Below are 25,305 nucleotides of genomic sequence, written 5' to 3'. Positions count from 1 at the left end.
AGCCGGACCGGGGAGCGGGGCCCGGCTCAGAGCCGGAAGCCCGGAGCCGGGCCCCGCTCAGGGACCGGAGCGGCTCAGGGCCGGAACCACCGGGTCAGCGCGTCCCACCAGGAGCGCCGCGGCCGGGGCACGGCGGCGGCGAGCGCGTCCTCGGCGACGGCCGGACCGGCCGGCTCGACCCCGACGGCCTGCGACGCGGTGGCCTGCGCCCCGACGGCCTGCGGCGTGGCGGGCGGCGGTGTGGAGGGAACGCTGCGCGGCGGCGGCAGCGTGCCGGTCGGGGCCCGCCGCTCGCCCTCGGGCGTCCTCGGGGTGAACTCGACGGGCAGGGCGGACAGGTGGCGCGAGATCCAGGCCGACGTCCAGCTCAGCTCCTCCTCCTCGACCGCGAGGCGGAGGTCCGGCAGGCGGGTGAGCAGGATGTCGATCCCCGTCTCGGCGATGGCCCGGCCGATGTCCTGGCCGGGGCACTCGTGCGGACCGGCGCCGAAGGCCAGGTGGGAGCGGTTCCCGTGGAGGGGCGTGGCCAGGTCGGGGCGGATGGCAGGGTCGGAGTTGCCGGCCGCGAGGCCGAGCAGGAGCATGTCGCCGGCCTTGATCTGCTGCCCGCCGAGTTCGGTGTCGCCGGTCGCCCAGCGGCCCGCGACCAGCGACATCGGCGCCGCGTCCCAGAGCACCTGGTCCAGGGCGTCGGCCAGGGTCATGTGGCCGCCGGACAGGTGGGTGCGGAACCGCTGGTCGGTGAGGACCATCTTGAGGGTGTCCGCGATCAGGTTGACGGTCGTCTCGTTCGCGGCGAGCAGGACGACCCGCAGGTGTTCGAGGACCTCGTCGTCGGTGAGCCCGGCCTCGTGCTGCATCAGCCGGGACACCAGGTCGGGGCCGGGGGAGACCCGCTTGCGCTCCATCATCCGGCGCAGCGTCGCGACGACGTAGTCGTTGCTCGCGATGGCCGTCTCGGTGCCCTTCATCAGGTCGCGGGCGGCGGAGACCAGGTGCGGGCCGTACTCCTCCGGCATGCCGACCAGTTGGGTCATCACGAGCATCGGCAGGTGCTCCGCGAACTGGGTGACCAGCTCGGCCCGGCCGGTGGGGCCGAACTCCTGGACGAGCTGGTCGGTGAAGCGGGTGACGTGGCGCCGCACCCCGCGCCGGTCGAAGCTGTTCAGCCCGTCGGTGACGGCGCCGCGCAGGCGCTTGTGCTCCTCGCCGTCGGCGAACACGCAGAGCGGCTGCCAGGCGATCACCGGCATCAGCGGCGAGTCCGGGGAGACCAGCCCGTCCTGGAAGGCCGACCAGCGGCGGGAGTCCCGGGAGAACCGGGAGGGCGTGCGCATCGCGATGAGGTTCGCGGAGTGGCCGACGATCAGCCAGGCCGGGAGGTCGCCGTGCAGCAGGACCGGTGCCACCTCGCCGTGTTCGGCGCGCAGCTTCTCGTACAGGCCCGCCGGGTCGGCCTCGGCCTCGGGCCCGTAGAGCCGCCGGAGGCCGCCGGCGCCCAGGCCGCCGGTACCGGAACCGCCGGTGGCGAGGCCGTGCGCGGGGCAGCCGGGCGGCGGGGTGGGCAGGGCGTCCTCAGGGAACGGGGAGGTCACGGTGGCTCCGGGGTCGGGGCGGGGCGGCCACTCGGAGGCGGCCGTCGCGGGCGGGGGGAGTGTGAAGGGCGGCGGGGGCACGGCCCGGGCTCCGGCCGGGGAGCGCGGTGGCCGGGCCGTGCCCCCTAGGGCGCCGGGCGGTCGTACAGGTAGCGCATCAGGGCGAGGAGCACGTCACGGCTGGACTCGCGGGTGCGGGCGTCGCAGTCCACGATCGGCACCTCGGGCGGCAGGTCGAGCGCCGCCCGCAGCTCCTCGACGGGGTAACTCGGCGACTCGGGGAAGGTGTTGGCCGCGACGACGAACGGCACGCCACGGTCCTCCAGCCGTCCGATGACCTCGAAGCTGACTTCGAGCCGACGGGTGTCGACGAGCACGACCGCGCCGAGCGCACCCTCGAACAGGCCGTTCCAGAGGAACCAGAACCGCTCCTGCCCGGGGGTGCCGAACACGTACAGCACCAGTTCCTCGTTGATGCTGATCCGGCCGAAGTCCATCGCGACCGTGGTCGAGGTCTTGCGCTCGATCCCGGCCGTGTCGTCGACGTCGGCTCCGGCCTGCGTCATCGTCTCCTCGGTCGTCAGCGGACGGATCTCGCTCACGGAGCCGACCAGGGTCGTCTTGCCGACCCCGAAGCCCCCCACGATCACCACCTTGACCGCCGTGGTGGCCGAGGCCGGCAGGAGGTCGGCGCGCTGCGGGCCCAGGGCCGTCTCAGAGTCTCTGAAGTCCATGTATCACCGCCTCCAGCAGGGCGCGTTCGGGAAGGATGGCCTGGGGGACCCGCATTCGGGCCTCGATCAGCTCCTCGGCGAGGAGGTCCGCCAGGAGGACGGTGACCGCGCTCATCGGCAGTCGCAGATAGGCGGAGATCTCGGCCACCGACAGGGGCGAGCCGCAGATCCGCAGGATCGCCGCGTGCTCCGGCTGCATCGAGGGAGTCGGCTGCGCCCGGGAGACGATCAGGGTGACCAGATCGAACGTGGTCTGCTCGGCCGGTCCGCCGCGGCCGCGCGTGATCACGTAGAGGCGTTCGGCTTCTCCGTCGTCCCAGTCCTGGTCGGTCGCACTCACGCGACCTGCCCGCCGTTGCGCGCCGGTGTGGTGAGGTGCTCGCCGATCCGGGCGACCAGGTCGCGCATCCGCTGGCCCATCAGCCCGGCGTCGACGCCCTCGTCGGCGAGCACGGCGAGGTAGGCGCGGGCGCCGGCCGCCATCAGGTAGAAGAAGCCGCCGCCCATCTCGATCACGACCAGCCGCATCCGGCCGTCGCTGTGCGGGAACTCGTGCCCGACCGCGGCGGCGAGGCTCTGCAGGCCGGCGCAGGCGGCGGCGAGCCGGTCGGCGGTGTCGTTGTCGGTGCCGTGCTGGGCCATCCGCAGACCGTCGGCGGAGAGGACGACGACGTGCCGGGTGTACGGGACGCTCTCCGCCAGATCCTTGAGCATCCAGTCCATGTTGCTCCGCTGCTGAATCACTGCTCGCTCTTCCCTGACGACTCTTCGCTGGTGGGGCCGGCCGTGTCGGTGGACGGCGTGTGGCCGTTCACCCCCTCGGTGAACGCGGCCAGCCACATACCGGGCTGGGCCGGCGCCTGGGCCGGGGCCGGCGCGGGCTCCGGGGCCCGGGGGGCCGGGGCGATCCGGGGGGATTCGGCCGCGCCCCGTCGGTAGGGCGCGGCGTGGCGGCGGCGCTGGGGCAGGCCGTTCGCGGTCCGCTCGGTCACCACCGGCACGTCGTCGCCGACCGGGAACGGCTGCGAGGCGGTGGCGACGGTCCGCGAACCCCAGGGCCGCGAGACGGACACCGGACGCGTCCGCTCCGAGGGCCGGGGCGCGGTGTCCGGCGCCGGCAGGGGGTTCGCGGCGGCACCGATGCCGTGGGCCCGGCCGGTGGCGGGGGCGGTGGTGATCAGCTCCTGCGGCACGATCAGCACCGCGCGCACCCCGCCGTAGGCGGAGGGCCGCAGCGAGATCTGGAACCCGTAGGCCTGCGCGAGCCGTCCGACCACGGCCAGGCCGAGCCGGGGGGTCTCCCCGAGGTCGTTGAGGTCGATGCCGGCCTGCGCCTCCAGGAGCATCCGCTCGGCGCGGGCCCGGCCCTCCTCGCTCAGGCTGAGGCCGCCGTCCTCGATCTCGATCGCTATGCCGGTCTGCACCTCGACGGCGGTCAGGTGCACGCTGGTCTGCGGCGGGGAGTAGCGGGTGGCGTTGTCGAGCAGCTCGGCGACCGCGTGGATGAGCGGCTCGACGGCCGGTCCGACCACGGCGACCTGGGAGACCGGGTGCAGTTCCACCCGGCGGTAGTCGAGGATGCGCGACATGCCACCGCGCAGCACGCTGTACAGCGGGACCGCCCTGCGCCACTGGCGACCGGGGCGGGCGCCGCCGAGGACGGCGATGCTGTCGGCGAGGCGGCCGATCAGGGCGTTGCCGTGGTCCAGGCGCAGCAGGTCCTCGAAGACCGCCGGGTCGTTGCCGTGCCGGTCCTCCATCTGGCGCAGCTCCTGGGCCTGCCGGTGCACGATCGCCTGAACGCGGCGGGCGATGTTGACGAAGGCCCGCTGGGTGGCCTCGCGCATGCCCTCCTCGGTGTCGACGATCTCCAGGATGCTGCGCAGCACCGCCAGCCGGGCGGCGTGGAACTGCGGGCCGGTGCCGGTGTCCTGGGGCTCGTACGACCGCACGATCTCGTCGGTCGAGGTGCCGCGCCGGAGCCGGGCGATGGCCTCGGGCATGGTCGTCTGGGCGAGCCGGAGGGTCTCGGCCTCCTGCCGGGCCAGCCGGCGGCGCAGCTCGTTCTCCTGGAGGGCGAACCGTTCGCGCAGGGCGGCGAGGGCGCGGCCCCGGCGGGCCGTCTCGGCCGCCACCACCGCCACCGCCGCGGTGCCCACCGCTCCGGACCAGAGGACCCCCGCGCGGGCGCCGGTGGAGACCACCAGCGCGGCGACGACAGCGGCGCCCGCCGTCACGACCGTGGGCACCAGCCACACGAGAACGGGAGCCGGGCGTCGGCCTCCGGGTGACGATCCAGCACGAAGCATCAGCATCCTCAAGCGCTCGAAGGAGTGGGGAGAGTGGGCGGGGGCCGGCTCCGGCGGCGCCGGACCGTGGGCGGACCGGCGCCCGCACCCGGCCGGGCGGCCCCGGCGCGAAGGGTGCGCGCCGGGACCCGGCCCGGGGTCGGGACAACCGGAACTCCGGGACATTTCTGACGAAAGATCAGTAACAGTGTTTTATAGCCGATTCGGTGTGGCTCTGTCGCACGTTCCGCGGAACCCGGACGCCGGCCGGATCGGGCCGGCCGGCTGAGCACAGGCACCAGACTTGCCCTGTCCCGGGCCCGTCGTACCGTGGCCGGGGCGGGGTTCGCTCATGTGAGGGGTATCCCCGGGAAATCCCCCCGCAGCGTGGCGAGTTCGTGCTAGGCCGAGGTCTGCGACGGGCCTTCGACGGGCCGTGCGGAGGGCTTCGGCAGGTGATGTGCGGTGGACGCCGGCCCCGGTGGACCGTCAAGGCCGTTCCCCCGAAGCGGCGTTGCCCGGACGGTCCGGGCGGACCGGCGTACGCCGCCGGTGATCGGAGGCGCGCCGGTCCGGTGGTCCCGGCGCGACCGGAACCCGCGCAGGGCGGTCGAAGTCCGCGACCGGCGCGCGGGCGCTCCGACGCGCCCCACCGTCGCGCGCCCCCGTCTCCAGGCGCCCCGTCACCCCGACGGGGGCCGGCGGCCCAGGGCGAGGGCCGCGACCTCGCGCCAGTCCATGGCCGGCCGGGCCGGCGGGGCCCCCGGGCGGTCGCGCGGCACCAGCACCCGCAGCGCACCGGGCCGGACGGCGCAGGTGACCGGGGTCGGGAGCCGCAGCGCCTCCCCGTCCACGGCGACCGAGATCCGCCCGGCATCGGCGTCGACCACCACCCGGGGCGCGGTCAGGACGCGCAGGCCCGCCGCCCGGCTGCCCCGCAGCGCCACGGCGGCGGCCTGCGACGCGTTGCCCACCCGGATCCCCACCACCCCCAGCGTCGCCCGGTCCAGCCGCGGCCGGCGGTTGCCCACCACGGTCGGTTCGGGAGCCGTGTACGGGTTGTTGCTGACCAGCAGCGCCTGCTGTCCCGTCAGCCGGGTGCCGTCCGCCAGCACCGCCTCCAGGGCGTGCCCGGAGTGGCCGAGGAGGAGGTCGGGGAGGGCGCTGAGGGCCGAGCCGGCCTTGGCGTCGCGGTACTGCGGGGTCTGCACGATCTCGGCGTAGGCGCCGAACGAGGCCGTGTTGACGAAGGCCCGGCCGCCCACGGTGCCCAGGTCGACCCGCAGCTCCACCCCGTCGGTCAGCGCGTCCAGGCAGCGGGCCGGGTCGTCGCGGTCCAGGCCGAGGTCCATGGCGAAGTGGTTGCGCGTCCCCGCCGAGATCACCAGGAACGGCAGGTCGTGCTCGGCGGCGACCTCGGCCACCGTGGCCTGGGTGCCGTCGCCGCCGGCCACGCCGAGCAGGTCCGCGCCCTCCGCGACGGCCCGGCGGGCGAGTTCGGCGACGTCCACGTGGGTCGCGGTGTCCAGCAGGACGACCCGGGCGCCCAGGGCCTCGGCCCGCTCCACCAGGGCGAACCGGTCGACCTTGCCGCCGCCGGACCTCGGGTTCATGATCAGCACGGGGTGCCGGGGGAGCGCGCGGGCCACCGCCCGCATGCCGTGGAAGGGCCGGGCCGCGCGCAACGCCGACCGCGCGAACGCCGCGGCGACCGCCCACAGGGCGAGCGCGGCCAGCGCCACCGGCCAGAGCCCGGCCCGGGCATAGCCCACCACGACGGCCGCGGGCGCCGCGACCACGAGCAGGGCGCCCGCCAGCCGGACGACCCCGTGGTGGGAGACCACCCACCACGTCCCGGCCGCCGTGAGCGCCAGCCCGGCCAGCCCGACGGCGAGCACCAGGATGCCGCCGGCGCCGACCGTGCCCACCAGCACGGCCACCGCGCCCAGCACACAGGCCAGGGCCGCCCGGGCGGACCAGCGGGCACTCAGGAGGGAACGGGACGCCATGCTGCGCGTCTCCTCGGTCTTCGCCCGGCACCGGGCACGACGCTCCCGGCGCGCCCGGGCGCGGGGCGTCCGGTCACCGGGTGCCCGGACGGTGTCGACCGGCCACCCGGTTCGGGTGGTCGCGGCTGGGCGCCGACCTCGCGGCACGCCGCCCGCCGGTGGAGGGAAGGCTGTCAGCCGCCCGCCGCGATGTCGGTCTCGGCCACCGCGATGGCCATGCCGAGGGCCTCCGCGATGTGCCCGGCCGCCGACATCACGCGGGCGGTGCCCACGATCGGCGCGATGGCGACCAGCACGTCCTGGAGCTGTGCGGCCGTCAGCTCGGCTCCGTCGGCGGCGCCGATGTGGGCCAGGTAGGACATCGGTGGTGCGTCCATCGCGACGAGCGCCGCGATCCGGGTGAGGAGGAAGGTGTCCATCGGCAGGCCGCACCGCTCGACCGAGTCGAGCGTCATGGCGGCCAGGGTGTCGAGCACGGGGGTTTCGGACGCGCTGGTCATACCGGGCCATCTCCTTCGCCGGGAGGGGCCGGCACGTCGTCTCCGGGAGCAGCGGACCGCTCGCCTTGCCGTGCCCCCGTACACCGACCATAGGCCGGATGGGTGGCGGTCGCACTCCGCGGCGGGCGGGGCGTCCGGGGTCGGGCGCGCCGGCCCGCCGTACGGGCCCCGCCCGCCCCCACACCGGGCCGCGTTCCGGTCACCGCCGCGGCGCGGGCGGTGTGGTACGGCTGGGGCGGCCGACCGGCCGTGAGGTCCCGGGTGCCGGTGGCCACCGGCCGGTGGGGGCGGAGCGTCCCGCGGGCGCCGCCGGGGCGGGTGGGGCGGTCCGGCGAACGGCCGACAACCGCCGTCCGGGACATGCCAGAGGCCTGGGCCTGCGGCCGGTGCGCTCCTACGATGTGAGGCGCCGTCGGCCTGACCCCGACAGCGTCGGCCGACGTCGGACACCACCGGGCTCTCCGGGCACCGGTGCGTCCCGTCGGCCACGGCCCGCCCCGGGGACCGGGAGCGGGCTCGTAGCGCAGGCTGCACCGACGCAGGCCGCACACCCCTCCTCACCACCCAGGGAGTACGCCCATGCATGCCCGCACTGTCGCACCGTCGTTCAGACCCGTCCGCGCCGTCCTGCTCGTTCTGACCACGCTGGCCGCCGTGGTGGCGGTCGCCCTGCCGACGGCCGGCCCCGCCCGGGCCGCCGTGCCGGACCGCTGGGGCTTCGCGTTCCTCGACAACCCGACCCCGCCCGCCGGGTACGTTCCCGACCCCACCCGGCAGTGGGGCAGCTGGCCCTCCCCGGCGAGCAACCCCGTCAAGGTCGACCAGCTCGCGGTCGGCTCGTACCTCGTGCACTTCCCGTTCATCGCCGGCCCGGGCGGCATCGCCCACGCCACCGCCGTCGGCCGTACCGGCAACTGGTGCCAGATCAAGGGCTGGTCCACGGCGGGCACTGGGCAGGACGTCGCGGTGAACTGCTACCGGCCGGGCGGCGCCCCCGACAACACGCTGTTCACCGTGCTCTACACCACCAGCAGCGGGACCCCGTCGCCGGCCGGCGGCTCCTACGGCTACACCTTCTCGGACATCTCGGGGGCGGTGCTCGCGCAGTACAACTCCGCCGGCGCGGTCAACACGGTGAGTCACGGCTCGACCGGGATCTGGAAGGCCTGGCTGCCCGGTCTGGGCCTGTCCACCGCTGCCGGGAACATCGAGGTCACCGCGGTCGACGCGGTCCAGGGCGCGCGCTGCAAGGTGGCCGACTGGGCGCCGGCGGCGTCCGGTCAGACCGTGGTGGTCAGCTGCTTCAACGCGGCGGGCGCGCCGTACGACACCCGGTGGACGCTGAGCTACTCCCTCAAGCGCGCCCTGCACGGGCCGGCGTTCCCGCCGAAGTCGTTCGGCTACCTCTGGTTCAACGGCGGGGTCCCCGCGGCGACGAACTTCAACTCCAGCGGCGCGACCAACACGCTGGCCGGTTCGGTCCCGTTCACCATCACACTGCCCGGGGTGGCCGTCCCCTCGGACACCGCGCACGCCACGGCGTACGGCCCCGGCCCGGGCTGGTGCGGGCTGGCCCTGCCGTGGGCCCGCAGCGCCGGCACGGTGAAGCTCTACACGATCTGCTTCAACGCCGCCGGATCGCCGGTGTCGGCGCCGTTCCTCACCGCCTACACCTCGGCGTTCTGACCGCCGGGGGCCGGCCCCGGTAGTCGGGGCCGGCCCCCGGCAGTCCCGGACCACTCCCCGCCCGCGCGGTTCCGCCCGTTCCGCCCGTTCGCCCGGGCCGGGCGCGGCCGTATCCGCGATGCCACGGCGCGCTGCGGAGGGCGTGAGCGATAGATCTGATGAGCAGTCAAAAACACACTGAACAGTGGAGGTTCGACTCGGTCCGTCGGCCGCTCCGGTGTGCGGGCCGACGCGTGGAGGCCGCGCCGGGCCCGGGCGGCCGGCGCGGCCTCCACGCTCACCGATCCCCCTCCCGTACGCGCTCCGGAGGCCCGTCGCGGCCCGATGTGCCACGGTGGAATCCGGGGTCAGCGCACCCCGTCGGGAGAGGAGTGGCCATGTCGTCGAAGCGACGTCGCAAGAAGAAGGCACGAGCCAAGCGCGGGGCCAATCACGGCCGTCGGCCCCAGTGCTGAGCACTTCCTGAGCGGCCACCGGTGGCCCGGCGAGGGGCCGCCGGTGGTCTCGCGCCGTCTCCGCCACCGAGCTGCGGGTACGCGGCCACCGCGGGGAACGCCGTGCGGGACCGGTCGCAGGGGGGGTGTCGACCGTGGGATCGGCGGCTCGCCGCCCGCCGGGCGCCGAGCCCGGAGGGCCCGAAGAGCTCACCGGAGGACCCACCGGAGGACCCGGAGGCCCCCGAGGCCCCGGAGGAACGGAAGGACGCGACGGATGGGTACACCGCGGCCCGACCGCACCCCGAAGGAGTCCGCGCCGGTCGCGGCGAGCCAGTCGCTGACGCTCGCGGCCATGCTCTTCGCGGTCTCGATGACCTTCATCGACCAGACGATCGTCTCGATCGCCGCGCCCGACATCATTCGCGAACTGGGCCTGTCGGCCGTCGGGATGCAGTGGGTGGTCAACGCCTACCTGCTCTCCCTCGCGGCCTTCTTCGCCCTCGGCGGCCGGCTGGCGGACGTCCTCGGCCACAAACGGATGATGCTGATCGGGACGCTCACCTTCGTGATCGCCTCGGCGCTCTGCGGCGCGGTGCCCTCCGGCGGTGCCGCCGAGAGCTGGCTGATCTGCTTCCGGGCGGTGCAGGGCCTCGGCGCGGCGCTGATGTTCCCGGCGGCGCTGGCCGTGGTGGTGGAGGTGTTCCCGGTCGAGCGGCGCGGCCGGGCGCTGGCGCTGTTCTTCGGGGTCGCGGGCGGTCTGACCGCGATCGGCCCGATCCTCGGCGGCTGGCTGACCAGCTGGACCTGGCGGGCGATCTTCTGGGTCAACGTGCCGGTCGCGGTCGTCGCGGTGGTCCTGACCGTACTCGCCGGCATCCGCAACCACCCCCGCCGCGAGCCGGTCGACTGGCCGGGCGCTGCCCTGGTGGCCGTCGGGATGGGTCTGAGCGTGCTCGGCCTCCAGCAGGCGGCGGCCTGGGGCTGGGGCAGCTGGGCGACCTGGCTGTGCATCGTCGGCGGGCTGGTCGTCCTGGTGGTGTTCGTCGCGCTGGAGCTGCGCACCGAGCACCCGCTGATCAAGATGCGGGTCTTCGCCGACCGGGCTTTCGCGGCGGACAACGCCGTGCTCTTCTTCGCGATGATCGCCTTCGTCCCGGTGTTCTTCTTCGCCTCCGTCTACGCGCAGGTGGCGCTGGACCAGACGCCCAACGAGGCGGGTCTCTACCTGCTGGTCTTCTTCGCCGGGTTCGCCCCCGGCTCGCAGATCGGCGGGCGGATGCTGGACCGGCGCGGCGCACGCCCGCCGATGCTGCTGGGCACGGCGGTGTCCGCGGTCGGCTTCGCGCTCTGGGCCTCGAAGATCACCGACCTGTCGCTCGGCGCGCAGTGGCCGTACATCGTCCTGGCGGGCGCGGGGATCGGGCTGCTGCTGACCCCCGCCTCGACGGACGCCGTCAACCGCTCGATCAACGCCTCGTACGGCGAGGTCACCGGGATCACCCAGACGGTGCGCAACTACTCCGCGAGCCTGGGCCTGGCGGTGCTGGGCACCGTCCTGCTGCACAGCACCACCAGGAACGTGCGGAGCACGCTGGTCGCCAACGGCGTCCCGGTGGACGCCGCGCCCGGCGTCGCCGACACCGTCACCAAGGGCATCACCGGCCACGGCTCGGGCTCGCAGGCGCCGAACGGCGTCGGCGCCACGCTGCTGGACGCGATCCGGCAGGACTTCGCCGAGGCGAACGGGCCCGTGCTCTACGGCATGGCGGCCGCGCTCGCGGTCGCCTTCGTCTGCGCGCTGCTGCACCCCGGCACCCGGGTCACCGCGGACCCCGCGCCGGTCGTGGACACCGCCGCCGTCTCCGAGGGCGGCACCGGCGCGGCCTGACACCGCGCGGGCGCGGTGTCGGGCCGGGTGCCCGGCTACGGGTTGAGCGGTGACCAGAGCCAGGCGCCGTCCACCCGCACGTACAGCCGCTTCGACGCGGTGTCCACGGCGAGCGTCCCGTCGGCCGGCGGCCGGGTGAAGCTCGCGTCGCCGACCGGGCCGGCGACCAGGCGCAGCGGCGGGTTCGGCGCGTGCTTCGTCGGGAGGGTGCCGCCCGACTGGCTGACGCCGGCACCGGCCTGGGTGGTGCTCCCGTAGGTGTTCTCGACCCGGAACTCGCCCGAACTGGAGCTCTCGTAGGACACGTGGTGGCCGGTCGGCCTGATGCCGTAGAGGCCGACCACGTCGCGCAGGACGGCGACCGTGCCGGGGCCGGAGAAGAGGTCGACCCCGGAATTGACGGTGGCGACCGGGCCGTTGGCGATCAGGACGTTCTCCAGGGCGCTGGCGATGCCGGCCCAGGCGATGATGTTCTGCGGGGTGGCGTAGCCGGGCGCGAAGTTCCCCGCGTAGGCGTAGATGTCCCGGGCGTAGACGTGCTTGCAGGAGGCGTCGACCCTCAGGTGCGGGCCGCCCTGCAGCTGGGAGGTCTCGAACTCGCAGTCCCAGGACGGGTGACGACCGGTCAAGCCCCCTCGGCCGACGCCCTCAGGGCCGGGGTGCCGCCAGCACGGCTTCGGCGACGGAGGTACGGGCGTAGAGCACCGAGCGGCCGGCCCGGTGGGCGCTGACCAGGCCGGCGTCGCGCAGCGCGGTGAGGTACTGCGACACCCCGGCCGGGGAGAGCCCGGTGCGGCGGGCTAGTTCGGTGGTGGACGCCGGAGAGTCCAGTTCGGTCAGCAGCCTGGTCCGGGAGCGGCCGAGGACGGCGGCCAGGGCGTTCGCCGCCGGGGCCGGCCGGGACTCCCACAGGGCGCCGATGCCGCGGGCCGGATAGGCGAGTTGGGGCGGCTCCGGCGGCATCAGCCGGGTGAGCAGGTGCGGCCCGGTGAACGCCGAGGGGATCAGCAGCAGCCCGTCGCCGGCGCCCTGCCGGGACAGCGTCCGCCGCCGGCGGGCGATCCGCAGCGCGTTGTCGTCCCAACTCGCCGAGGGGTGGAGTTCGTTGAGGAGTCGCCCGGTGCCGTGCTCGGCGACCTGGCGGGCCCGGTGGAAGACATCGGCGTCGAGCACCGCCCGGATCCGCGCCCAGTAGGGGGCCAGGGCGAGCTCCCAGTACGTCTCGATCTCCTCCGCCAGCCGCTCCAGCTGGGCCGGCGGGGAGGCCTGGAGGGCCCGCAGCCGGGGGCCGGGGGAGCCCTGTTCGCCCCGCAGGCGTTCGAGGTCCTGGTGCACCCGGGACGGGGGCGTGGCGCGGATCCCGGCCAGCTCCTGCGCCAGGGTGGGCGCGGGCCCGGCGGGCGCCGGGTTGAGGAAGTCGGCGACGTAGCCGGCGCGCGGCACCAGCTCGGCGAGCAGCCCCCGGTCCAGGCCCGCGGCGGTGACCCGCGGCCGGACCTGCTGGATCCACGGCTGGTGCACGGGGTGCGCGGCGCCGGAGGCCAGCAGCCGGTAGCTGGTGCCCACCTCCCACATCGGCGAGACGGTGAACCGCACCAGGGCCAGGTCGGCGGCCGAGAACGCCAGTTCCGCGTGCACGCGGCCTCCTCAGGATTCGGACATCCCTTAATCGTTGGCGGCCCAGTGTACGGCCCGGAGATCATCCGGGCATGACCTCAGAGACGACCGCCCCGGCCGCGGCGGGCAGTTGGAAGATCGGTGGGCTGGCCCTCACCCGGCTCGGCTACGGCGCGATGCAGCTGGCGGGCCCGAAGGTGTGGGGGCCGCCCCGGGACCGGGACGCCGCCCTCGCCGTCCTGCGCACCGCCGTCGAGGCCGGGATCACGCACCTCGACACCAGCGACTACTACGGCCCGCACGTGGTCAACGACCTGATCCGGGAGGCCCTCCACCCGTACCCGGAGCACCTGTGCATCGCCACCAAGGTCGGCGCCCGCCGCACCCCGGACCGGGCCTGGCCCGCCGCCCTGTCCCGCGACGAGCTGGTCCGGGCCGTCCACGACAACCTCCGGCGGCTGGACGTACCGGCGCTGCACCTGGTCAATCTGCGGATGACCGACACCCGGGCCGCCGCCGACCTCGCCGGGCCGTTCGCCGTCCTCGCCGAACTGCGCGAGCAGGGCCTGATCCGCCACCTCGGGGTCAGCAACGTCGGCGCCGAGCAGGTCAGGGCGGCTCGCGACATCGCCCCGGTGGCCTGTGTGCAGAACCACTACAACGTCGCCCTGCGCGGGGACGACGACCTGGTCGACCGGTGCGCCGAGCAGGGCATCGCCTACGTGCCCTACTACCCGCTGGGCGGCTTCCGCCCGCTCCAGGTCGACGCCCTGGAGGACGTCGCCCGTGACCTGGGCGTCACGGCCCGGCAGGTGGCGCTGGCCTGGTTGCTGCGGCGCTCCCCGAACATCCTGCTCATCCCCGGGACCTCCTCGGTGGCGCACCTGCGCGAGAACATCGCGGCGGCCTCGGTCGAGCTGCCCGACCGGGCGCTGCGCGTCCTGGACGCCGTCGGCACCCGCTGAGCGGCCCCCGGTCGCCGGGCGGGCTCACCGGCCGGGCGCGATGTCCGCCAGGGCGGCGAGCAGGCGGCTGTGGACGGCGGCGGCGACCTCGCGGGTGACCGGATCCGGGTCGTCCAGGCGGTCGGCGATGAGTTCGGCGGCGGCCGCGACCACCGGCACCGGCAGCGAGGTCTCGCGCAGGTGCAGGAGCTGGGCGGCGGCCCGTTCACTGGCCGTGGTGGCCCGTGACTGCGGGATCAGTGAGGTGAGGCCACGGGGTTGCTGGTGTGCGCTGCTCATCCCGTCATTGTCCGGGTTCCGGCGCGCTCCCGGTGCCACCCCCGCGCGGGCCGAGCGCGCGGCCGGTTCCACCATCTGGCCCCGCGTACCCCGTACGGCTGTCCGTTTTCGCCCTCCAGGCGCCAGGATGGAGGCAGTGAACGAACTAGGAGGCGGTATGAACGACCGACCCGATTCGATTCAGTGGCCCGGCGAGGTCACGCCGGACGCCCTGCTGCACACCGGCGCCGGCGGTGAGGTCACCCCCGAGGACCTGGTGCTGGCCTCCGGGCGCGACATCACCCCGGAGACCCTCGCGTGGGCGGAGCGGAAGCTGGCGGCGGAGGGCCCCGCCGCCCTGGACAAGCTGCTTCCCTGAGCGCCTCCGCTCCGCGGACCCGCTGCCGGGGCCGTTCGAGACCGGTGCCACCGCGGCGCCGGTCTCGAACGGCCGCTTCGGTGTGACCGGCGGTGTGCGGAGCGCCGTCAGAGGCGGTGGACGGCGCACGGAGAGTACTCGAACGGCGTCCTGAAGCCGGGCACCTGCCGGAGCTCCGCCGTCCACCGGTTGTCGATCACGCCGCGCCGCAGCAGGAAGAGCCGGTTGGCGCGGCGCTTCAGCAGGCCGCGGTAGCGGTCCACCGCGTCCGTGCCGTTGACGGCGAGCTCGCGGACGAACTCCTCCAGGTAGCAGGTGGCGCAGCCGGGGCCCGGCCGGTGCCGGTGGCGCGGCACTCCGGCCGCCTCCAGGCCCCGGACCACGACCGTGCCGTCCGGGCCCACGCCGACCAGGAAGGCCTCCGGTCCGGTCTCCGTCCCGCAGATCTCCAGCAGCCTCTCCCGGAAGCGTGCCGGGTCGACCCGGACCAGCGGTTTCTCGAACAGCAGCCTCAGCAGCGAGATCAGGTGCGACAGCAGGGTGGCGCCCGCGGTGGTCCAGCAGACGGTCGGCAGCCACCACGGACCGGCCGTCCGGCCGAGCGCGATGCCGACGGCCGACCAGCAGTACGCGGCGAGCGAGTCCGCGACCACGGCGTCGCCGCGGAACCACACGCGCAGGACGGACCACATCGCGAGGAGCGGAACGGCCACCGTGCAGGCGGTGTGCAAGAGGCCCATGGCGCTGTTCCCTCCACCGGAGATCCCTTGGGGGGTGTTCCACCCGCGGCGGCGGCCGAACCCGCGTGCCCGGGCCGGGTTCGTCGGACACCATGCTCTGCCTACAGATGGGTTGACGCTGCGTCAGCCCGATCGGCGCACGCCGCGAGCCGGGCGAGCAGGGCGGCTCCGGTGGCGTCGGCCGGGTGCTGGGTGAGCAGCAGCACCCCGGTGTCGGCCGCCGGCCGCAGCAGCGAGAAGGTCAGCCGCAGCACCCGGTCCGGGCGCCCGGTGTCCATCACCTCGACCGTGCTCGGCCGGAAGTCCGCGACGGCGCGGCACTGCCACCAGTGCGCGGCGTCCGGCCGCAGCGCGTGCAGCCGGCGGACGATCTCCGCGGACCGGGGGTCGTCGGGGACGTGGGCGGTGGCAGCCCGGAACTGCTCGTAGAGGCCGCGCAGCAGCGCCTGTCCGCCGGGGCCGTTCCCGTCGGCGGGGCCGGCCGTGATCCGGTGGCGTCCGGGTGGGCCCGCGGCGAGGTGCAGCAGCAGATTGCGCTCCTCGGCCGGGGCCTCCTCCAGGGGCCCCCACAGGCGCCGGTGGGCCGCGTTGGCGGCGAGGACGTCGAAGCGCTCGTCCAGTACCAGCGCCGGGGTGGCGTGCCAGCTGTCGACGAGCGCCAGCGTGTCCGGGCCGGGGACGGCCGCCGCCCACTGCCCGGCGCGCGGGGGAGGGGGTAGGAACCCGGCCAGCGCCAGGGCGTGCCGGTGGGCGACCGGATCCATTCGCAGCGCCCGGCAGACGGCGTCGACCACCTGTCGCGAGGTGCTCACCCGGCCCTGTTCCAGCCAGGTGTACCAGGCCACGCTGACCCCGGCGAGGGTGGCGACCTCCTCGCGGCGCAGCCCGGGGGAGCGGCGCCGGCCGCCGGCGCCGAGGCCGACGTCCTGCGGGGCGATCGACGCCCGGGCCGCGCGCAGATGGGCACCGAGCTCTCGGCGTAGCGACTCGTCCATGGGCTGATCCTATGAGTGCGACTCACCCCATGAACGGTGGGCTGCCACCACCGCCCGGGACGGGCGAGGCTGACGGTATGACAGCTGAGCAGCGGACGCCCCGGGTGTGGCGCCGGCAGAACGATTCCTCCCACCTCGCCGAGCCCCGTGTCCTGATCCGGGTCTTCCTCGGACCGGACGGCCTGGACGGCGCCGTCGCCTTCTACGAGCGGCTGCAGGCGGTGACGGCCGACTCCGGCTTCGACTTCGGCGCCCTGCGGCTGGCGACCGTCGGCGCGTTCCTGCTGATCGCGGGCGAGGAGGGCGAGTTGGCGCCGTACCGGGACACCAGCGGCACGCTGCTGGTGGACGACGTCCGCCCCTACTACGAGCGGCTGCTCGCCGAGGGGGCGGAGATCGTCGTCCCGCTCCGGGACGTTCCCACCGGTGCCGGGTTCAACGTCCGCCACCCCGACGGCACGGTGGTCGAGTACGTCCACCACCGCCCCACCACGGCCGGCGACTGACCGGCCCCGGGGGGTGACCGGCCGGACACGGGGCCGGTCGGTCGCCCTACCGGGAGCGCCGCCGGGGCGACCGGCCCGAAGGGTCCTTGCTATGCTCGGAAATACCCGCTTCAGGGCGATTTGTTCTGTCCCGCCACACCACGGGAGCAGGAATGACCGGTGTCCCCGAGCCCATCAGCCCCGAGGCCCGTGAGGCCCTCGAACAGGAGCTCGCGCAGCTGCGGATCGAACGCGACGCCGTCGCGGCGACCCTGAAAGGCACCGGCACCGATACCGCCGGCGATCTGGCCGACCAGGCCGACGAGTTGCAGCGCGTCACCGAGACGGCCCGGCTGGACGCCCGGATCGCCGGGATCACCGCGCGACTGAGCGAGGCGGCCACGGCCCCCGCCGCTCCGCCCGGCGTCATCGGGGTGGGCAGCACCGTGACCCTCCGGTTCGCCGACGGCGGCGAGGAGACGTTCCAGATCGGCGAGCTCGCCAACGAGTTCGAGCAGACCCTGGTGACCTACGACAGCCCGCTCGGCCATGCGCTGCTCGGCCGCCGCACCGGGGAAGCCGTCTCCTACGACACGCCTGCGGGCCCGGCCACCGCCGAGGTGCTGGCGATCGACGCGCCGCCCGGCCCGGCCTGAGCCGGTCCCCCGGGAGCGCCGGGCGGCCAACTCCGGGCGCCGGAGCGCGGACCGACGGCCGAAAGGACACCGTGCGGTCGCGCTAGGGTGCGTGGGTGAGCCTTCATGTCGTCATGGGATTCGGGCCCGCCGGGGCGGCCACCGCCAGGCTGCTGGCCGAGCAGGGGCATACCGTACGGGTGGTCACCAGGTCGGGCCGCAGCCCGGAACCGGGGATCGAGCACGTCGCGGCGGACGCGGCCGACAGCGCCCGGCTGACCGAGCTGTCGAAGGGCGCGGCCGCGATCCACAGTTGCGCCGCGCCGCCGTACCACCACTGGGTGCGGGACTGGCCGCCGCTGGCCTCCTCGGCCTGCGCGGCGGCCGAGGCGAGCGGCGCCGTGCTGGTCATGCTCGGGAACCTCTACGGCTACGGCCCGGTGGCGGGCCCGCTGACCGAGCGGCTGCCGCTCGCGGCCACCGGGCCCAAGGGCCGGGTGCGCGCCGCGCTGTGGGAGCAGGCGCGCCGACTGCACGAGCAGGGCCGGATCCGGGCGGTCGAGGTGCGGGCCTCGGACTTCTTCGGGCCCGGCGTGACCGACGGCGGGCACCTGGCCGGGCGGGTCGTGCCGCGCGTGCTGCGCGGCAAGCCGGTCTCCACGCTGGGGGATCCGGACGCCCCGCACAGCTGGAGCTACCTGCCCGACGTGGCCCGGGCGCTGGTCGAGGTCGCGGGCGAGGAGCGTGCCTGGGGGCGGGCCTGGCACGTCCCGACGGCGCCCGCGCGGTCCGCCCGGGAGATGGTCGACCGGCTCGCCGCCGGGGCGGGAACGGGGCCGGTCGCGGTGCGCAGGCTGGCGCCGGCCGTGCTGGGGGTGGCGGCACTCTTCTCCCCGCTGGTCCGGGAGCTGAAGGAGACCCGCTACCAGTTCGACCGCCCGTACGTCGTCGACGCGAGCGCCTACGAGGCCGAGTTCGCGGTGCGGGCCACTCCCGTCGACGAGCAGGTCGCGGCGACGCTGCGGTGGTGGCGGGACCGGGTCGCCACCTCGGGCTGAGCCGCCACGGGTCGGGCGCTGCCCGGGGCGGGCCGGATCCCTCCCACGGCCCAACGCCGCCGGCCGCGTGCGCGGCCCGCCGTCCCCCGTACCGCCAGGGGAACGGACACCCGGTCCCGGTGGGCCGGACCGCGCCGCCGGGCGTCCTCGGCGGGCGACCGGGCGCCGTCGGACGTAGGTTGCGGTCATGACCAGTGACGAAACGACGATCCCGGCCGTGGGGGTGCGGGGGCTGGACGAGGTGTTCGAGGCGATCGAGGAAGCCAACCGATCGCCGCAACCGTGGACCGGTTTCGAACACGGAGTACTCGGCGCCTACCGCTGGGCCGCCGGCGCCCAGCCCGGCGCCCCGGTGACCGCGGCGGCCCCGCTCGGCGCCGCCGGAGGGCCGTGCCGGGCACAGCTCCTGGCCGAATGCCAAGCCGCGGCCGTCCGGGTGAGCGAGCCGTTGCGGGACGACGCCGACTACGCCCTCGGCGCCTACCAGGCGCTCGCCTGGCTCTGCGGCCACGAGGAACAGCGCCCCCGGCCGGCCTAGGCGGTCGGGGCGGCGCCGGTCAGGACTCCTGCTTGAGCTGTCCGGCCGCGGCGCCCCGTTCGCGGTCGGTGGACGCGCGGGCCCGGTCCCGGAGCGCGGGCAGACCGATCCCGGCCCCGTCCTGGTGGGTGGCGTCGGCCCAGAGGCCCAGGAGACCGTTGGCCTGGTCGTCGAGGCGGGCGAACCGCTCCCGCGCGGTGGGCGCGGGCTCCGCGAGCCGACCCAGCCAGGTCCGGGCGAGGTACTCGGCAGGGGCGTCGCCGAACGCGGGTGGCGCCCCTGCGGGGGCCAGGCCCTGGAGCACCCCCTCCTGCCAGGCGGTCCGGGCGGCGCCGGAGCGCCCGCGCAGGACGTCGTCGGCGATCCCGTCGAAGACCCCGGCGGGTGCGGCGGCGCGTGCCAGCGGGTCCTCGATCGCGGCCGGCGACGGGGCGGCCGGGACGGCGGCCAGGCCCGCCGCGCCCTGCCGCAGGTCCGCCCCGCGCAGGCCGGCGTAGGCCGCCGCGCTCTCGGCGAGGCCGCGCAGGACCTCGATCAACTGGTCCTCGCGGACGGCGAAGTGCACCCCCCGGTCGTCCTGCCAGGCGTCGTCGTCCGGGCCGTCGTGCGCCATCGCGGTGTTGCTGACGCCGGTGAGCACCGTGTGCGTGTCGGCCGCGTAGTCGGCGAGGGCCTCGGCGAGCGGGCCGCGCACGTCCGGGTGCACCCGGTGGCCGGCGGAGTCGGCGACCGCCAGCACGACCGTGCGCATCGCGTGGGCCTGCCCGAGGGTGTGGGCGCCGGGCCGCGTCCCGACGGTGGCGCGGCGGAGCCCGGCGGCGAGTTCGCCGCACGGCAGGTCGGACCGCCAGGTGTCACCGAGGACGGTCCGGACGCGGGCGTCCGTGCGCAGGCCCGCGCAGTCCCGGTCGGGGTCGTCGCGCCCGAGCGTCCACCAGAGCCCGGTGCCGACCGCGGCCGCCGCCACCAGGGCGGTGGCGGCGGCCGCGGTGCGGCGGGCCCCGGGCGTTGCTGCCATCAGGCGTTGCCCCGGCCGAGGTAGCGGCCGGCGACGTCGTTGCTGCGGTTGCGGCTGTTGAGCATGTCGTCCTGGAGGGAGTTGACGGTCGGGCCGTCCGGGTCCATGCCGCGGTCCCTGGCCCAGATGCCGACCATGTCGGACATCTGGCGGTTGGCACCGAGGTAGGTGTCCGACACCTTCGCGTTGGCCTCGCTGTTGTTGCGGTCCTTCTCCTCCAGGCTGACCTCGTACGTCCAGGTGTCGACCAGGCGCTGGGCGGCGTCGCCGAGCGGTGCGATCGGGGTGATCGGGGCGCCGATGGTGTGGTAGAGGACCTTGGCCTTCCAGTCCGCCTGGGCGTTCTTGTCGTCGCGCATGTCCAGGTCCGCGTCGGCGCGGATCGCGTCGAAGACCCCGAGCGCCGCCGCGCCCTTGCCCATCGGGTCCTTCATCTGGGCCTCGGTGGGGTTGGGGCCGATGGCGGCGAGCTCCTGGTCGATCCGGCCCGTCTCGGCGCGGTGCAGGGTGCCGTAGGCGGCCGGATCGTCGGAGAGGCCGCGCATGAACCGGACCAGGCTGTCCTGTCCGACGGCCATCCGGGTGGTGTCGCCGTCCTTCCACACCGAGTCGTGGCCGGTGTGGCCGTTGTAGACGTCGTTGCGGCCGTTGAGCAGCTCGTGGGTGTCGCCGACGTAGTCGGCGAGGGCGTTGGCGAGCGGCCGGCGCAGGGTGTCCTTGATCTTGTCGCCGCCGTGGCCCTCGTCCATGGTGACGATGGTGTCGTGCATGACGCGGGCCTGGGCCTCGGTGTGCTTGCCGTCGTGCGCGGTACCGGCCCGCTCGCCGGTGGCGGCGGCCTCGACGGCGGCGGCCAGGCCGCTCTGGGAGAGCGGGTCGGGCATCTTCATCTCGCCCGTGTAGCCGGTGAGGTAGCCCTGCGGCCAGTCCCGGTCCTTCAGCAGGTAGTGCAGCCGCTGGTTGGAGCCGTCCGCGCCCGGGTCCAGGAAGGAGGTCGCGGCCTCGGGCTGACGGCCCATGACGCCGAGCAGCTCGTCCAGCGGGTCGGCGCCGAGCGAGGTGCCGTCGTGCGACGCCCGGTAGCTCCACAGGCCCGGCTGCTTCTTCTCGGCGGCGATGATGTCGTCGCCGAGGTCGGTGAGGAAGGGCGTGGAGTACTTCGCGTCGCCCTTGCCCATCAGGGTGCCGAGGATCTGGTACCCGTAGACCGGCTCGGTGTTGGAGCCGAAGTTCCTGGTGCCGTTCTCCCGCAGGCCGGCCCGCCACTTCTGGTAGAACTCGGTGTTCGGGTCCTGGGTGGCGGAGGCGATGGCCCGGGTGAGGTCGGTCTGCAGACCGGGGTAGCTGCCCTTCTTCCCGTCGTCCTTGCCCGGGTCGTTGAGCTTCTCCGCGAGCTTCAGGGTGCCGTCGGGGCCGAGCGTGTCCAGCAGTGTCCGGGAGAACTCGGGGCTGTCCGCGTTGGCCTTCATCAGGTTCGCCAGCTGGGCCCGCTCGTCGCCGTTCAGACTGTCGATCCGGGTGGCGAGGTCGGCGGCGCGCTGCGCGTCCGCCTGGTCGCCGCCGCCCAGCGCCGAGCCGTTGAAGGAGTTGTCGAAGCTGCCGGCCTTCGAGGCGCTGCGCAGGGCGCGGGCGGCGCGCTGGTCGGCGTCGGTGGCCCGCTGGAGGCCGGCCTCGATGGCCTGCGTCCACTTGCCCGCGGCCTCCTGGTAGGCCCGCTGGGTGTCGGCGTCGTGGTGGAGGTCGTTGAGCGTGCCCGGGTCGAGCGTGCTGGGATCGAGCACGGCGACGCCGGTGCCGGTCACCTTGAAGCCGGCCTTGACCGCGCCGTCCGCGGCGTCGCGGACCTGTTTCTGCGCGGCCTCGAAGTCCGCCCGCGCGTCGTCGAGCAGTGAGGCCATCGCCTTCGCCTCGACCTGGGCGGCCACGATCTGCCCCTTGGTCGCCATCAGTTGGAAGTCGGCCAGACCGGCCGTGCCGCCCGTCCACAGGCCGTCGCGGGTCACCGAGAGCACGTCGCGGTCGAAGCTGCCCTCCATGGTGTGGAACCGGTCGGCCATCGCCCGCCACTGCGTCGCGGCGGTGGACAGCGTGCCGGGGTTCGCGTGGAGGACGTCCTCGTATCCGAGCATGGTCACTTCACCTTGAGCAGGTCGGCGATGGACTGGTTGGTGGTGTGGTAGTTGAGCGTCGTCTGCTCCATCGCGGAGCTGTTCCGGTGCAGCCGCGCGGTCAACTGCTCGACCTGCTCGTGCCATTCGGCCAGCGCCGCGCGCAGCGCACCGGCGGTGTCCCAGCCCTGGTGCGCGGCGGCCGCCGCGTTGGTCGACTCGTCCGCCAGCGCGCCGATGGTGGGGCAGTCGAGGGCCATGCCGTTCAAGGCCGACTGCGAACCCTTCATCGCCTGACTGTTCACGCTGAACTGACCACTACCCGCCGGTGTGCTCATGCCGACCGCCCCCGTTCGACTCGTCGCCTCACGCGCCCGGTGGGGGGACGGCGAGCGGTTCCGCGGCTCCCGGCGGCCTGGCCGCCGGGTGCACTGAGCGTCACCGGGCTTGCGGTCGACCCCACTTGGCGCTTCGTCGGCGCGATCGTACTCCCCTCGGCGAGTCCGCTCCCGGAGCGGAGGGGGCGGACCGGGGGCGCCGGGGCGGGACCGGGGCGCGGCCGGTGGCCCGCCCGGTCGGCGGACGGTCGTCGCGGCAGGTCAGGGGGGGTGGTGTCCGGCCCGGAGGCGCTCGCGTAAGGATTTCGTCAGGATTTCCGGCGGCGGTGTGCGGCGCCGCCGGGCCCGGCCCGCCCGGTGGGCCCCGGGGCTCCGGGCGGGCCCGGCCCGGTGAGCTGAGGGGACCGAGCGTGGCGGTGGTCCGTACGGATGGACTCGCCGGGGGGTGGGCGGCGGGCGCGCGGGGCGGGGCCACGGGGGTGGTGACCTTGGCCTCGCAGCGTCCGCCCACTTCCGGAGGAGACCCCCACCCATGCGCCGTGTGCCCGCACGCAGACTGGCCACCGCCCTGCTCGCCCTCTCCACCCTCGCGCCCGTCACCCTCTCGGTGTCCCCGGTCCAGGCCGCCCCGGCGGCGGTCGTCACCGCCGCCGACCGGTCCGCCGACGGCCGGCCGCCGCACGGGCTGGACCCCGCGCTCGCGGCCCGCCTCGACGAGGCGATCGAGTGCACGCGCCTGGAGGCAGGCATCCCCGGGGTGATCGTCGGGCTCTGGCTGCCCGGCCGGGGCACCTACGTCCGCTCGTCCGGGGTCGCCGACACCGTGACCGGCGCGCCGATGCGGACCGACTTCAACATGCGGATCGGCAGCGAGACCAAGACCTTCACCGCCACCGCCGTCCTGGAACTGGTCGACGACGGCCTGGTCGGGCTGGACACCCCGATCGCCGCCTACCTGGACGGCGTCCCGGACGGCGAGCACATCACCGTCCGGCAGATGCTGGAGATGCGCAGTGGCCTGTTCTCCTACACGGCCGACCCGGCCTTCCAGCAGGCGCTGCTCAGCGACCCGACCCGGTCGTTCACCCCGCAGGAGGTGCTGGCCTACGCCTTCACCCACCAGAACGTCTTCGCCCCGGGCGCGGCGTTCCAGTACTCCAACACCAACTACGTCCTGCTCGGCCTGCTGGTGGAGAAGCTCGGCGGGATGCCGCTCAAGGACTTCGTCCACCAGCGGGTCACCGGGCCGGCCCACCTGGACCACACCTTCCTGCCGACCGGCGCGGAGTTCCCGCAGCCGCACGCGCACGGCTACACGAACCAGACGCTGAGCGGCGACGTCGCCGACACCACGGACTGGAACCCGAGCTGGGGCTGGGCGGCCGGTGCGATGATCTCCGACCTGCACGACCTGCGCCGCTGGGCCAAGGTGGTCGCCACCGGCACCCTGCTGTCCCCGGCCACCCAGGCGCAGCGGGAGAAGTTCATCACCGTCCCCGGCTTCGACGGCGCCGGGTACGGCCTGGGGCTCTTCCGGACGCACGGCTGGGTCGGGCACAACGGCTCGCTGCCGGGCTACGAGAGCGTGACGATGTACCTGCCGGAGCAGGAGGCCACCATGGTGCTCCTGATCAACACCGACATCCTGCACGACGGCTTCGAGCCGAGCACCCTGCTGGCCAGGGCGATCACCTCGATCATCACCCCGGACCACGTCTACGAGCTGCCGGCCGAGGGCTGACGGTCCCCGCCGCGCCGCGGGCCGGCCGGGCCTCCGGGCCCGCCGGCTCCGGCCGGCCTCCAGGTCGAGGAAAAGGGCGATCGACGCGCTCAGGGCCACCTGGGTGGGCGGCGTTGAGCGGATGCTCGCGCACATCCCGGCGGACTGACCGACCCCCACCCGGTCAAGACACCTGGCGGCCGGCGTGCCGGTCGGACCGCTGCGGGGCGTGTCGGCGCCCGGCGCCGTCCTGCTCCCCGGCCCCGGGGGGTTCCGCCGCCCCCTGCCCCGGGGCGCCGTCGTGGTGGGCCCGGGCCAGCAGGTCGAGGAGTTCGGCCACGCTCAGCCCGGACTCCGCCGGGTGCCGGAGCCAGGTGCCGGCGGCGATCCGGTAGAGGTTGCGGCGCCCGGTCCGGGACCGGGTGAGATAGCCGGCCTGCTCCAGGTCGGTCACGATGGCCTGGACGGCGCGCTCGGTCAGCTGGACCTCCAGCGCGACATCGCGCAGCCGAACCCCGGGGTCGCGGGCGATCGCGGCGAGCACCCGGGCGTGGTTGGTCACGAACGTCCAGCCCGTTCGCGCTGATCCTTCCACGGCCATACCCCCATCCTAGGAGTGCCGATTCCCTTCTTGCCACAGGCGAATCGGCGTTCGGGCATCGGTTGACGAGCGAAGCGATGGGTCCCACCCTTGAAGGGCCCACCCTTGAAGGGTCCGCCTGCGTCGCCCGGAGGAGGAGGCCATGGTCGAAGACCCGTACCGAAGGAGCACCGACGCCGCGCCGGCCTCGCCGGCGGCGGTGGTGAACGGCGGCCGCCCGCTCGGACAGCGGCTCGCGCACGGCCTGTGGGTGCACTGGGAGACCGCGCGGAACGGGGACCGGGTCCTGGTGCGGGTGACCGGGGAGATCGACCTCGATGCCGCCGGGCCGCTCGACGAGGCGCTCGAACGGGCCCTGGACGCCAGCGGCAGCGGCCTGGACGTCGACCTGTCCGGCGTCTCCTTCTGCAACAGCACCGGCCTCAACACCCTGCTGCGCCTGCGGGTGACCGCTCACCACGGGGGGCGCGACGTGGTCCTCACCGCGGCCAGCGAGGTGGTGCGGCGGCTCCTCGTGCTGACCGACACCCTCGGCCTGTTCGTGTCCGCACCGGCCCCCGACGGCGGAGCCGGCCGCCCGGAGGGCGACCTCGCACCGCCGTGACCACCGGCGGACCGGTTGACCACCGGCGGACCCGGTAACCACCGGCGCGCCCGCCGGGGCGGTGTACGGCGAAGCGGTTGTCGGGCGGGTCGGGGGGTGTCCGGCGGGG

General features: G+C 74.9%; 26 protein-coding genes. 10 read left to right on the top strand and 16 right to left on the bottom strand.

Annotated elements, in window-relative coordinates:
• Positions 1-74: 74 nt before the first annotated feature.
• The 7 genes from OG618_RS03905 to OG618_RS03875 form a co-directional block, all read right to left on the bottom strand.
• On the bottom strand, positions 75-1,595 hold the full coding sequence (locus tag OG618_RS03905; protein ID WP_329485734.1) for a cytochrome P450: 1,521 nt from the start codon (positions 1,593-1,595) through the stop codon (positions 75-77).
• Between the two features lie 125 nt (positions 1,596-1,720).
• The gene (locus tag OG618_RS03900; RefSeq protein ID WP_329485733.1) at positions 1,721-2,329 is read right to left on the bottom strand and encodes a GTP-binding protein; all 609 of its coding nucleotides are present in this window, start codon (positions 2,327-2,329) and stop codon (positions 1,721-1,723) included.
• On the bottom strand, positions 2,310-2,669 hold the full coding sequence (locus tag OG618_RS03895) for a DUF742 domain-containing protein (protein ID WP_329485732.1): 360 nt from the start codon (positions 2,667-2,669) through the stop codon (positions 2,310-2,312). The genes OG618_RS03900 and OG618_RS03895 overlap by 20 nt, the downstream gene beginning before the upstream one ends.
• Positions 2,666-3,073 carry a roadblock/LC7 domain-containing protein gene (locus tag OG618_RS03890; RefSeq protein WP_329485730.1) on the bottom strand — a complete coding sequence of 136 codons (408 nt, stop codon included), beginning with the start codon at positions 3,071-3,073 and terminating at the stop codon, positions 2,666-2,668. Before OG618_RS03890 ends, OG618_RS03895 begins: the two co-directional genes overlap by 4 nt.
• Entirely contained in the window at positions 3,070-4,638 is a 1,569-nt protein-coding gene (locus OG618_RS03885; protein ID WP_329485728.1) for a sensor histidine kinase, read from the bottom strand. Before OG618_RS03885 ends, OG618_RS03890 begins: the two co-directional genes overlap by 4 nt.
• A gap of 662 nt (positions 4,639-5,300) precedes the next feature.
• Positions 5,301-6,626, bottom strand: coding sequence for a diacylglycerol/lipid kinase family protein (locus OG618_RS03880; protein ID WP_329485727.1), 1,326 nt, complete (start codon positions 6,624-6,626; stop codon positions 5,301-5,303).
• Between the two features lie 173 nt (positions 6,627-6,799).
• Positions 6,800-7,126, bottom strand: a complete 327-nt coding sequence (locus OG618_RS03875) for a carboxymuconolactone decarboxylase family protein (protein ID WP_329485725.1) — start codon at positions 7,124-7,126, stop codon at positions 6,800-6,802.
• Positions 7,127-7,705: 579 nt separating this feature from the next.
• Between OG618_RS03875 and OG618_RS03870 the strand changes: the two genes are divergently transcribed.
• Both OG618_RS03870 and OG618_RS03865 read left to right on the top strand, forming a co-directional pair.
• Positions 7,706-8,812 carry a hypothetical protein gene (locus OG618_RS03870; RefSeq protein WP_329485724.1) on the top strand — a complete coding sequence of 369 codons (1,107 nt, stop codon included), beginning with the start codon at positions 7,706-7,708 and terminating at the stop codon, positions 8,810-8,812.
• Between the two features lie 711 nt (positions 8,813-9,523).
• Complete coding sequence (locus tag OG618_RS03865; RefSeq protein WP_329485723.1) at positions 9,524-11,137, top strand: MFS transporter; 1,614 nt, start codon at positions 9,524-9,526, stop codon at positions 11,135-11,137.
• Between the two features lie 35 nt (positions 11,138-11,172).
• Here OG618_RS03865 and OG618_RS03860 read toward each other — a convergent pair whose 3' ends face one another.
• Both OG618_RS03860 and OG618_RS03855 read right to left on the bottom strand, forming a co-directional pair.
• Complete coding sequence (locus tag OG618_RS03860) at positions 11,173-11,766, bottom strand: hypothetical protein (protein WP_329485722.1); 594 nt, start codon at positions 11,764-11,766, stop codon at positions 11,173-11,175.
• 19 nt (positions 11,767-11,785) lie between these two features.
• Positions 11,786-12,775, bottom strand: a complete 990-nt coding sequence (locus tag OG618_RS03855; RefSeq protein ID WP_329485721.1) for an ArsR/SmtB family transcription factor — start codon at positions 12,773-12,775, stop codon at positions 11,786-11,788.
• 71 nt (positions 12,776-12,846) lie between these two features.
• On the opposite strand from OG618_RS03855, the gene OG618_RS03850 reads away from it, so the two are divergent.
• Entirely contained in the window at positions 12,847-13,719 is an 873-nt protein-coding gene (locus OG618_RS03850; protein ID WP_329485720.1) for an oxidoreductase, read from the top strand.
• Positions 13,720-13,743: 24 nt separating this feature from the next.
• On the opposite strand, the gene OG618_RS03845 is transcribed toward OG618_RS03850, so the two are convergent.
• Complete coding sequence (locus tag OG618_RS03845) at positions 13,744-13,998, bottom strand: hypothetical protein (protein ID WP_329485719.1); 255 nt, start codon at positions 13,996-13,998, stop codon at positions 13,744-13,746.
• Positions 13,999-14,155: 157 nt separating this feature from the next.
• On the opposite strand from OG618_RS03845, the gene OG618_RS03840 reads away from it, so the two are divergent.
• The gene (locus OG618_RS03840; protein ID WP_329485718.1) at positions 14,156-14,356 is read left to right on the top strand and encodes a hypothetical protein; all 201 of its coding nucleotides are present in this window, start codon (positions 14,156-14,158) and stop codon (positions 14,354-14,356) included.
• Positions 14,357-14,463: 107 nt separating this feature from the next.
• Here the strand turns inward: OG618_RS03840 and OG618_RS03835 are convergent, their stop codons facing one another.
• Together OG618_RS03835 and OG618_RS03830 are read right to left on the bottom strand one after the other, a co-directional pair.
• Positions 14,464-15,096 carry a hypothetical protein gene (locus OG618_RS03835; RefSeq protein ID WP_329485717.1) on the bottom strand — a complete coding sequence of 211 codons (633 nt, stop codon included), beginning with the start codon at positions 15,094-15,096 and terminating at the stop codon, positions 14,464-14,466.
• Positions 15,097-15,197: 101 nt separating this feature from the next.
• Positions 15,198-16,091, bottom strand: coding sequence for a helix-turn-helix domain-containing protein (locus tag OG618_RS03830; protein ID WP_329485716.1), 894 nt, complete (start codon positions 16,089-16,091; stop codon positions 15,198-15,200).
• Positions 16,092-16,168: 77 nt separating this feature from the next.
• On the opposite strand from OG618_RS03830, the gene OG618_RS03825 reads away from it, so the two are divergent.
• The 4 genes from OG618_RS03825 to OG618_RS03810 all read left to right on the top strand — a co-directional run bounded on the left by OG618_RS03825 (position 16,169) and on the right by OG618_RS03810 (position 18,807).
• Positions 16,169-16,597, top strand: a complete 429-nt coding sequence (locus OG618_RS03825; RefSeq protein WP_329485715.1) for a VOC family protein — start codon at positions 16,169-16,171, stop codon at positions 16,595-16,597.
• Positions 16,598-16,749: 152 nt separating this feature from the next.
• On the top strand, positions 16,750-17,232 hold the full coding sequence (locus OG618_RS03820) for a GreA/GreB family elongation factor (protein ID WP_329485714.1): 483 nt from the start codon (positions 16,750-16,752) through the stop codon (positions 17,230-17,232).
• Positions 17,233-17,327: 95 nt separating this feature from the next.
• The gene (locus tag OG618_RS03815) at positions 17,328-18,269 is read left to right on the top strand and encodes an NAD-dependent epimerase/dehydratase family protein (protein ID WP_329485713.1); all 942 of its coding nucleotides are present in this window, start codon (positions 17,328-17,330) and stop codon (positions 18,267-18,269) included.
• 187 nt (positions 18,270-18,456) lie between these two features.
• Positions 18,457-18,807, top strand: coding sequence for a hypothetical protein (locus OG618_RS03810; RefSeq protein WP_329485712.1), 351 nt, complete (start codon positions 18,457-18,459; stop codon positions 18,805-18,807).
• Positions 18,808-18,826: 19 nt separating this feature from the next.
• Here OG618_RS03810 and OG618_RS03805 read toward each other — a convergent pair whose 3' ends face one another.
• Genes OG618_RS03805 through OG618_RS03795 form a run of 3 tightly spaced genes read right to left on the bottom strand, consistent with a single transcriptional unit; the run spans position 18,827 to position 22,223 of the window.
• Positions 18,827-19,825 carry a hypothetical protein gene (locus OG618_RS03805; RefSeq protein ID WP_329485711.1) on the bottom strand — a complete coding sequence of 333 codons (999 nt, stop codon included), beginning with the start codon at positions 19,823-19,825 and terminating at the stop codon, positions 18,827-18,829.
• A complete protein-coding gene (locus OG618_RS03800) occupies positions 19,825-21,954 on the bottom strand; it encodes a DUF6571 family protein (protein ID WP_329485710.1) in 2,130 nt (709 codons plus the stop codon). The genes OG618_RS03805 and OG618_RS03800 overlap by 1 nt, the downstream gene beginning before the upstream one ends.
• A 2-nt stretch (positions 21,955-21,956) precedes the next feature.
• Complete coding sequence (locus tag OG618_RS03795; RefSeq protein ID WP_329485709.1) at positions 21,957-22,223, bottom strand: hypothetical protein; 267 nt, start codon at positions 22,221-22,223, stop codon at positions 21,957-21,959.
• 580 nt (positions 22,224-22,803) lie between these two features.
• Here OG618_RS03795 and OG618_RS03790 point away from each other — a divergent pair.
• Entirely contained in the window at positions 22,804-24,012 is a 1,209-nt protein-coding gene (locus tag OG618_RS03790) for a serine hydrolase domain-containing protein (protein ID WP_329485708.1), read from the top strand.
• Positions 24,013-24,175: 163 nt separating this feature from the next.
• On the opposite strand, the gene OG618_RS03785 is transcribed toward OG618_RS03790, so the two are convergent.
• Positions 24,176-24,592, bottom strand: coding sequence for a helix-turn-helix transcriptional regulator (locus OG618_RS03785; RefSeq protein ID WP_329485707.1), 417 nt, complete (start codon positions 24,590-24,592; stop codon positions 24,176-24,178).
• A 142-nt stretch (positions 24,593-24,734) separates the two neighbouring features.
• On the opposite strand from OG618_RS03785, the gene OG618_RS03780 reads away from it, so the two are divergent.
• Positions 24,735-25,196, top strand: a complete 462-nt coding sequence (locus tag OG618_RS03780) for an STAS domain-containing protein (RefSeq protein WP_329485706.1) — start codon at positions 24,735-24,737, stop codon at positions 25,194-25,196.
• Positions 25,197-25,305 lie beyond the last annotated feature (109 nt).

The sequence above is a fragment of the Kitasatospora sp. NBC_01246 genome, from assembly GCF_036226505.1.
Lineage (GTDB): Bacteria > Actinomycetota > Actinomycetes > Streptomycetales > Streptomycetaceae > Kitasatospora.
The sequence above is the reverse complement of the archived record's forward strand: the minus strand, read 5'-3'. Positions and strand labels throughout refer to the sequence as shown.